Origin of the sequence: Arthrobacter globiformis (assembly GCF_046536215.2) — a bacterium.
Lineage (GTDB): Bacteria > Actinomycetota > Actinomycetes > Actinomycetales > Micrococcaceae > Arthrobacter > Arthrobacter globiformis_E.
Genome location: NZ_JAWMWD020000002.1, coordinates 224,613 through 232,722, shown reverse-complemented (window position 1 = coordinate 232,722; position 8,110 = coordinate 224,613). Strand labels below are relative to the sequence as shown.

Here is an 8,110-nt window from a genome sequence, read left to right as displayed (position 1 = left end):
GCCTGACCTGCAGATTCGTTTTGGTGTTAGGGCGCCAGGGAACAGCGGGAGTGAGTTCCGTGGAGCGCCTTGATGGCCCGCAGTAAGTGGCCTGTGAGCAGCCTTTTTGCCGGTGGTGATTGCGGTTCTCGCAATCTGCGTGCGAAGATCGCAAAGGGCGGCGATGAGGCAAGGACTGACGATGGCGCAGGATGATGAGAATGTTCTGTTTGTTCCGTTCGGCGGCGAAGCGCCGGATCCGGAGTCGTTCCTGACGCTTGTCCTGGATGGCTGGGAGCGCCAGCAGCGTGCGAAGGATTTCTCGCCGTCGACTATCCGCACCCGGCGGCATGTCGTGCTGAGCCTCGTGGACTTTTCCGGCCGGTATCCATGGCAGTGGACGTTGGGCGACGCGGACGATTTTTTCTCTCATGCGCGTGCTGTGCGAAATCTGTCCCATGGGACGGTCCGCTCCTATCAGGGTGCGGTGAAGTTGTTTTGCGACTATGCCTGCAGCCCGCACTATGACTGGTGTGAGCAGAGTGCGAGGCTCTTTGGTCAGGTCTTTGCCCAGGTGGTAACCGAGCTGAACCGGGTGACGCACGCGCAGCCCACGGAAGCCCGTCCTGCCAAGCGGCCGTTTAGCCAGCGTGAGCTGCAGGAGCTGTTTGATCTGGCCGACCTTGAGGTCGTGCGGATCCTGGACTCGGGCCGCAAGGGTGCACTGGCTGCTTGGCGTGATGCGATTGCGTTCAAGACAGCTTATGGATGGGGATTGCGCTCGGACGAGTTGCGCCACTTGCAGGTGGCGGACTTTTCGCGGAACGGCAAGGCTCCGTTTCTTGGAGACCATGGCGTACTCCGGGTGCGTTGGGGCAAGCCGCACCGCGGCTCCGCGAAGAAGGTCCGTTCCGTCCTGACGGTTTGGGAGTGGTCTGCCGAAATGGTTGCCGATTGGATCAGGAACGGACTCCCCCGCTATGGGCATCCCGTCACAGACCTCTTCCCTACCAGCGCGGGAAAAATTGTTGGCGAATCACATCTGATCGGCCGGCTCCATGACCTTGTGGACGAGCTGGGGTTCCCTCCGGGACTGGACCTGCACTCTTTCCGCCGTTCGTATGCCACGCACCTGGTTACCGGTGAGGGTTTCGATGTGGCTTTCGTTCAGCTGCAGCTCGGCCACGAGCACGCGGCCACGACCTCGATCTACACCCTGCCCTCCCCCGACTACCAGCGCCTCGCACTTGAGCGGGTGCATGAACGAATCATCAATGCGGCCCTGGAACTGCGCGAGAGGAAACACTGATGAGCAGACGAGAGATCGACTACACCTGGCGGGTCCGCGAGATCATGGCACGCCGCGGGGTCCATACGGCCAAGGAGCTCGCCGCCCTATTGCACGATCGCGGCATCACTTTGACCGCCAATGCCATTTGGCGGATCGTGACCCAGGAACCTGAACGGATCTCCTTTAAGGTCCTCGTTGCACTCTGCGATGCCCTGGACGTGACGCCGAACGACCTGATCACCTACACGGCCACCGACACCAAGACCATCCGGCACCATCGCAAAACAGCGACTGGAGATGTCCCGGACATGCGCAACTACCGCCCCGTCCGCGCCCGGATCGTCGAGGACGATGACTAGCCGAGGGCGTCCAGCCACCGGCGGCAACGGTTCCGCACGCCCGCCAACACTCACCGATCTGCCCACCCCCCAAAAACGCGGCCGACCACGCTCAAGCGGAGACTACACCTGCGGTCGGTGCCGCCAGCAAGTCGCCAAGATCCGGGTGCACTGGCCCGACGGCCCAGTCTGCGGAGCCTGCTTCACAGAGGCCACCCACAGCCGCGGGAAGTGCCCCAACTGCGGTGAGACCCGCATGCTCCCTGGCCGCTCGCCAGACCAAGAACCCATCTGCCGCGACTGCGCTGACATCACTACCGCCTTGACCTGCACACGATGCAAACGCGAATCCGAACGGTTCCGGGGCGGTCTCTGCATCCGCTGCACCCTCACAGACGACCTCACGGCAGTGCTCAAACCCAATGATGATTTCCGTCTGCGCCGGCTGATCGGCCTCCTCACCGAAACCGGCAGGCCCGAGAGCATCTACACCTACATGCGCCGCGGCACCAAGGCCCGGGAACTACTCGAAGCAATCGGGGACCGAAGACTCCCGCTCACTCACGAGGCCTTCGATGCCCTTCCCCGGTCCACTGCCGCCGAACACCTGCGCGCCCTGCTGGTCCACCACCGCATGATGCCAGGGCGCGGCAATGAAAATCTCACCCGCTTCGAACATTGGCTGGCCACAAGGATCAGCAACCTCCCCGACGACGGCACGAGCCAGGCGATCGAACGCTACGCGGCATGGCACCACCTCAAACGCATCCGGGACAAAGCAACAGACCCGGTCGTGAATCTCGAGACCGTTACCCACGCAGCGAAACAGGACATCACCGAAGCAGGCAAGCTCCTCATCTGGCTCCGTGACTCTCACGGCATCGCAGCGGGCGAACTAAGACAAGCCCACATCGACGAATATCTCAGTACCGGGCCCAGCACCCGCAAGCACATCCGTAATTTTGTCCGGTGGCTCAACCGCGACAGCACACGACAAGGGCACCTCGACGCGCCGTTCCGTCCCGCTCAATCCACGCCAATGATCACTCACGCGGAACGTATTGAACTCGTGCGCAGCTGTCTGGAACACGGCGACGTCATAAGGTCCACACGCCTCGCTGGGCTGATCTTGCTGCTCTGGGCACATCCACTGAACAAGATCGTCATGCTCCGCCACGAACACATCAGCATCACTCCCGAGGGCATGCTTCTCAAGCTTGGGACCACGCCGGCCACTATCCCCGCAGCAATAACCGAGATGTTCTGGAGCCAGCGTGAGGGGTCTGAGAACCAGAACACGACGAACTCAAATACCTCGTGGCTTTTCCCCGGCACCCGCGCGGGCCAGCACCTTCATCCGGAGACCCTTTCCGAGCGGCTCAAAGTCCTTGGAATCGACGCACAACGGGCCCGAAACGCCACACTCCGCGACCTCACCCAGGAAGTCGACGCCCGAACACTCATTGATCTACTCGACTACAGCCCCGCGGTCATCACACAGCACGCAGCCCGCGCAGCCACGCGAATGTCTGACTACATCGTCTTCAAGAAGAATCAGCGTCCCTAACGCCCGCGCATGGCAAGAAAACGGATAACGTACTTCGCCATCAAGGGCCGGAAGGGGTTGAAAAGTCTCCCTGATCTTTACGAGAGGTTGTGGAGTGCGCCTGCCCGGCGCGGGCCGGAGACGGTCCTGCGGACTGCCCGGGCGCGCCCGTGGAAGTCGACGTTTGCAACCCTCTGCGGCTCCGCGGCTTGAACCGGAGGATCTTCGGAGATCTGCGGCTTTGTAGCGCTGGTACCTGCACACGCGTCGGCGATCAGTCCCATGCCGGCGTACTCGCGGACGGCCGCGATCCCTGCCACGGCGTCGGTCTTGGTGGCGAAAGGTCTGGATACGGCCATCTCCGTGCCGTCCGGTGCTGTCAGGCGGAACCTGAAGGCTGATTCTGCGTCGATAAACAGTTCGAAGATTCCTGCCATTGCGATCCTTTCGGTCCGCGGGATCCTTGACGCTGCGTCATTGCCGCCCGTGCGCCTGGCATCGTTGCCTGCGCTTTTCGTTGGTTGCCCGCTCCAATTGTCTTCAATCCAGCACGTGTTTCCCGAGTCTTCCGCAGGGGCGGTTGCCGGCGCAAGGCTTTGCCCTGCACCTGGCGGAAGTGATGCCGCACTCTCCGTCCGGCCCGGGCACGCCCCGAAGGCCTGCCTGCCGTCCTCAGCAGCCCTCGGCTCGTCAACAAACGTTGACTATCCCCCCGTTGTCAACTAATGTTGACAGTGTGGAGGTGGAACGGATGAAAACACTGGTTGCGTCCATGGACGGTAAAGGTCCGGCTGAGGCCTTGCAGGCGGTCGCGCAGCTGCAGAAGGAAGTCGGGCGCACCGCAGCGTCCCTGGTCCGGAAGGCCCGGCAGGCCGGACTTTCCTGGGAAGCCATTGCCCTGTGCCTGGGCGTGAGCAAACAAGCCGTTCACCGCAAATACGGAAAGCGGTAGATCCTGCTTCCGGCTTGAGTTCCGCCCGCCCACGCTGCGGGCGGCCGCTCCCCTGCCTCAGCTGCAAGAACTTCACGGGTCACTTGTTCTGGCTGTACTTCGCCGCTTGATGGTCAGCGTTCACACTCGATGCAGTAGGACTGTCCGTTGGTCTCGCGGGCGAGCTGGGACCTGTGCCGGACCAGGAAACAGGACGAGCAGGTGAACTCGTCCTTGCCCTGGGGGACAACCTGGACGATGAGTTCCTCGGAGACGATTTCTCCACCGGGAGTCAGCCCTTCGTCGAGGGCGTCGGCTTCGTCCAGCTCGGTGATGACGCTGCGGGCGTCAGGAGCGCTGGCGGACTTCAGTGCCTCCAGGGAGCGGTCCTGGGATTCCTTGACGTCGGAACGGACTTCGTCATAATCGGTAGCCACGGTAGGCAGTTCTCATTTCGGTCGTTGGCCGGGTCTTTCCCGACCAGAGAGCAACGTACACCAGGGCGGGGTTGTTCCCCCTGCCGGAGGTGAGTGCCTTGGCAGACCCGGTCCTCCCGCTTCGTGGACAGGCCTCTGTTTCGGGTGTCTTGACCTCGGCAGTGGTGGGGTCGACACTCGTTCTCACACAGCGAGGATTGGAGGCCACTGTGAATGGTCAGCGCATTGGCTACGTGCGGGTAAGCACCGTGGATCAAAACGAGATGCGCCAGCTCGAGGGTCAGATCCTGGACCGGGCTTTCACGGACAAGGCCTCAGGCCGGGACACCGCAAGGCCGCAGCTGACAGAGCTGCTGCGGTTTGTCCGTGACGGGGATACCGTTGTCGTGCACAGTATGGACCGTCTCGCCCGCAACCTCGATGACCTTCGAGCCCTGGTCCAAGGGCTCACTAGACGCGGGGTGCGGGTGGAGTTTCTCAAAGAGCAGCTTGTCTTCACCGGCGAGGACTCCCCCATGGCCAACCTCATGCTCTCCGTCATGGGTGCCTTCGCCGAATTCGAACGTTCCCTGATCAGGGAACGCCAGCGCGAGGGTATCGCCCTGGCCAAACAACGCGGCGCTTACAAAGGACGGAAGAAGACCCTGACGCCGGAGCGGGCAACAGAACTGGTCCAACGCGCCGGCAGCGGCATCCCGAAGGTCGTCCTTGCCCGCGATTACGGAATCAGCAGGGAGACGGTCTACCAGTACCTCCGACACGCGGCGTTGAAGTAATCCTTCTCCGCTCCCCCGCGTTCCCAGACAACCCCAAGGTTCACCTTGCAAGGTTGATCATGGAACTTCGGCCAACCGCTATTTGGCCGGAGTTTCGCCACTTTAAGGGCCCTCGATCGGCCACGGCATCGCCTGCCCGGTGTCAGTGACGAGGTCAGAGTGCGAACGGCGGGACGGAGGGGCCGTTAAACCGTCCCCGCCGAAAAGTGAGCTCCAGCGTTCCCCACTCCCCCAGCCTTACAGAACGTCGGTTATCGGCGCTAAACTAACGGAAGTAGAAGTAGCTGCGAGAACTCCCGTCTTGCGACGTATTCAACGTGTCCTCAGGTCAGATCAGGCTTTTGATTCGCAGCCAGGCATCTTGAAGCTGCGCCGATTTGGCGCGCTGACCGACTTGCGCCGTTTACTCCGCGACGTGGAAGCCGTCGTCGTGCACAGCACGGACAGGTTCGCCCGAACCCTCGATGCCCGTCGGCAACGGGATACCGAAGGTCGTCCTCGGCTGCGATTGCGGCATCAGCAGGGCAGTCGTCTACCAGTACTTCTGCCAAGCCAAACTACGGTGAATCAAGTCTGAAATCGCGCTGTAAGATCTCCTCAAGGAGACGCCACTTATGGCCGCCGACGCTAAAAATCGTATGGGTGACTTGTAGTCGCCGATCAAAATAATTCGGGGGAGATTTTGCCGGACTACAGCACGCTCGAGCTGAGCTCAATTTACATGCATCAAATTGCGCTAGCCCAGAACGGTGAGAAGAGCTTCGAAGCTTTCGTCACGGATGTTCCGGTAGAACTCGATAGCAAGGACACCGGATACCTGACGGATAGGTTTTGCGACGCGCTGGATAAGCGCGCTCTAGGAATCGTTCCCAATCCAGACGTGGATAGCCCGACACCCTCAGTGCTGCGACAGCATTTTTCGGCTCCTGATCTGAAGAGTACGAGCCAGCAGCTTGCCGTAAGGCTCTCAGCTTCACAAAGACTCACTGCAAAAACAGGATTGCTGGTAGTTGCAGACGCGACCTTGGACGACATGGCCTGCGTATTGGTGGCCAAAGTTGAGCACCAGGAAGCGATGCAGGCTGAACTCCAAATACTAGAGAATGGGGATCGTGCGTTGGCCATTAAACGCATCCCTGACTTGGTATTCGGCGAACAAAATCGCATCTACAAGGTGTCGGTCCTCTTTTCGCCTCTTACTGATGCCGACCCGGTCGAGGGCGTCTTGGCCGACATTCAAAACGGCGGTGGCTTCGCAAATTACTATCTAGGAGAGTTCCTGGGAATGAAGCTCGCAGACGAGCCCGAAGTTATGACGGAGCGCTATCTCAATCAGATGACCTCCGCGATTCAGCAGAGCACGTTGGATGCCGATGAAAAGGTCCAAGCGCAGGCGGCTTTGGCTATTGCGATCAAAAGTAATTCGCAAACAATCGACGCCAAGGACTTCATTGCTGACTTCATCCCCCACAGCCACCAGATGGATGTACTGAGGGCCGCAGAGAACCGCGGCGTACCCATGGTGGCCTTCACCAAAGATAGTCGCCGAATTAAACCTAAACTAGACAACCTTAAGATTAACTTAGGCAACGAAATCTCACTTGTGGCACCACCGCACCTAGTGGGAGGAGACGGCCAAGTTAAGGTCGCAAAGCGGATGAACTCCGGGAGTGAAGAACTCTACGACGTCACCATAGAAGGCGTACCTCTTGGCACGGTGACCAACACACGATCGCGTTAGTGGGGAGGTCGTCATGCCTTCTTGGTCCGCCCAGCGGACCCACGACGAGTACGTTGTTCACCGTGAAGACTACCGGCGGGTTCTGCGTGAGATCACCACGCATGTTTCCGCCACATTGCGTTCCGCTGGTATTAAGCCGCATAAGGTAGAGGTTCGTGACAAAGAACCTCTAAGTCTTTTCGCGAAACAAGGAAAACCTGCTAAAGATTCACATCTGCCGACACGGTATGAAAACCCGTGGGAAGAATGCTCGGATCTTTTAGGTGTTCGAATCATTGTTCAGTTGGCATCCGAGAAGTGGCCCGTAGCCGATGCTTTCGAATCATCAGACGAGTTCCAAGTCTTAGGCATCGATGACAAGGAAGCCAGCCGAGAGGTGAAGGCCCTGACTTACGCTGGCCTACATTTAGACCTGCTTTGCAAATGGGCAGAGACTCCGCTTAGCAAGCGGATTAGATGCGAAGTTCAGATTCGCACTCTTGCAGAGCACACTTGGGCGGAGACTGAGCATGAATTCATATACAAAGGCCCAGAAGAGATTCCGAAGAAGACGCAGAGGCAGTTTGCCCGCGTCTTGGCTCTTGTCGAGCTGCTGGATCTAGAACTGGATAGAGGCGTCAGATCCGTGTCGGAACTTCCTTCTTTTGCCATTCTCAGACTATCGAAGTCCCTAGCTGAGGACGCCAGGGATCTCGGATGGACGCACGGGAGTCGGTCTTTGTCACTTGAGAATCTCGACGAAATTCGCCAAAGGACAGATCGATCCCCCGACGAACTGACGGAGCTGGCGCGGAACTTTGCGGCCGGCAGCCGGCAGAAGCTGGACGATCTTCAGACAGCGATCGGCCCCGCATCGCAGCGCTTTGACGTTAATGTGCATGCCCTGGCTGCGCAACCGGAATGCATTTTGGTCGCTGCCTTGATCGTCGAGAACCCATTTCAGGTGGCGAGGCAGTTCGAGTTCAGCGACCTGTATGACCAAATTCAGTCGATTGCTAGGGCTATGAAGCTGGGGCGATATTTCTCCCAATGACGCGGATTTGGTCGCAGATCGCTGACTCGGGGGAATCT

At 59.6% G+C, this 8,110-nt stretch carries 9 protein-coding genes; 7 read left to right on the top strand and 2 right to left on the bottom strand.

Annotated elements, in window-relative coordinates; all coding sequences use genetic code 11:
• Window positions 1-181: 181 nt before the first annotated feature.
• The 3 genes from R5O87_RS23950 (at window position 182) to R5O87_RS23940 (ending at window position 3,175) form a co-directional block, all read left to right on the top strand.
• The gene (locus R5O87_RS23950; RefSeq protein WP_410554680.1) at window positions 182-1,288 is read left to right on the top strand and encodes a tyrosine-type recombinase/integrase; all 1,107 of its coding nucleotides are present in this window, start codon (window positions 182-184) and stop codon (window positions 1,286-1,288) included.
• Window positions 1,288-1,629, top strand: coding sequence for a helix-turn-helix domain-containing protein (locus R5O87_RS23945; protein WP_410554679.1), 342 nt, complete (start codon window positions 1,288-1,290; stop codon window positions 1,627-1,629). Before R5O87_RS23950 ends, R5O87_RS23945 begins: the two co-directional genes overlap by 1 nt.
• Window positions 1,630-2,017: 388 nt before the next feature.
• Window positions 2,018-3,175 (top strand): hypothetical protein, encoded by a 1,158-nt coding sequence (locus tag R5O87_RS23940; RefSeq protein WP_410554678.1) that lies wholly within the window; start codon window positions 2,018-2,020, stop codon window positions 3,173-3,175.
• Between the two features lie 77 nt (window positions 3,176-3,252).
• On the opposite strand, the gene R5O87_RS23935 is transcribed toward R5O87_RS23940, so the two are convergent.
• Window positions 3,253-3,591, bottom strand: coding sequence for a YegP family protein (locus R5O87_RS23935; protein WP_410554677.1), 339 nt, complete (start codon window positions 3,589-3,591; stop codon window positions 3,253-3,255).
• Window positions 3,592-3,905: 314 nt separating this feature from the next.
• On the opposite strand from R5O87_RS23935, the gene R5O87_RS23930 reads away from it, so the two are divergent.
• The gene (locus R5O87_RS23930; RefSeq protein ID WP_410554676.1) at window positions 3,906-4,106 is read left to right on the top strand and encodes an AsnC family protein; all 201 of its coding nucleotides are present in this window, start codon (window positions 3,906-3,908) and stop codon (window positions 4,104-4,106) included.
• A gap of 113 nt (window positions 4,107-4,219) precedes the next feature.
• On the opposite strand, the gene R5O87_RS23925 is transcribed toward R5O87_RS23930, so the two are convergent.
• Complete coding sequence (locus R5O87_RS23925; protein WP_410554675.1) at window positions 4,220-4,522, bottom strand: DUF4193 domain-containing protein; 303 nt, start codon at window positions 4,520-4,522, stop codon at window positions 4,220-4,222.
• A 209-nt stretch (window positions 4,523-4,731) separates the two neighbouring features.
• Here R5O87_RS23925 and R5O87_RS23920 point away from each other — a divergent pair, with 209 nt between their 5' ends.
• The 3 genes from R5O87_RS23920 to R5O87_RS23910 all read left to right on the top strand — a co-directional run bounded on the left by R5O87_RS23920 (window position 4,732) and on the right by R5O87_RS23910 (window position 8,072).
• The gene (locus R5O87_RS23920) at window positions 4,732-5,298 is read left to right on the top strand and encodes a recombinase family protein (RefSeq protein ID WP_410554674.1); all 567 of its coding nucleotides are present in this window, start codon (window positions 4,732-4,734) and stop codon (window positions 5,296-5,298) included.
• Between the two features lie 682 nt (window positions 5,299-5,980).
• The gene (locus R5O87_RS23915) at window positions 5,981-7,039 is read left to right on the top strand and encodes a nucleoid-associated protein (RefSeq protein WP_410554673.1); all 1,059 of its coding nucleotides are present in this window, start codon (window positions 5,981-5,983) and stop codon (window positions 7,037-7,039) included.
• A gap of 13 nt (window positions 7,040-7,052) precedes the next feature.
• Window positions 7,053-8,072, top strand: coding sequence for a GTP pyrophosphokinase (locus R5O87_RS23910; protein WP_410554672.1), 1,020 nt, complete (start codon window positions 7,053-7,055; stop codon window positions 8,070-8,072).
• The last annotated feature ends 38 nt before the right edge of the window (window positions 8,073-8,110 follow it).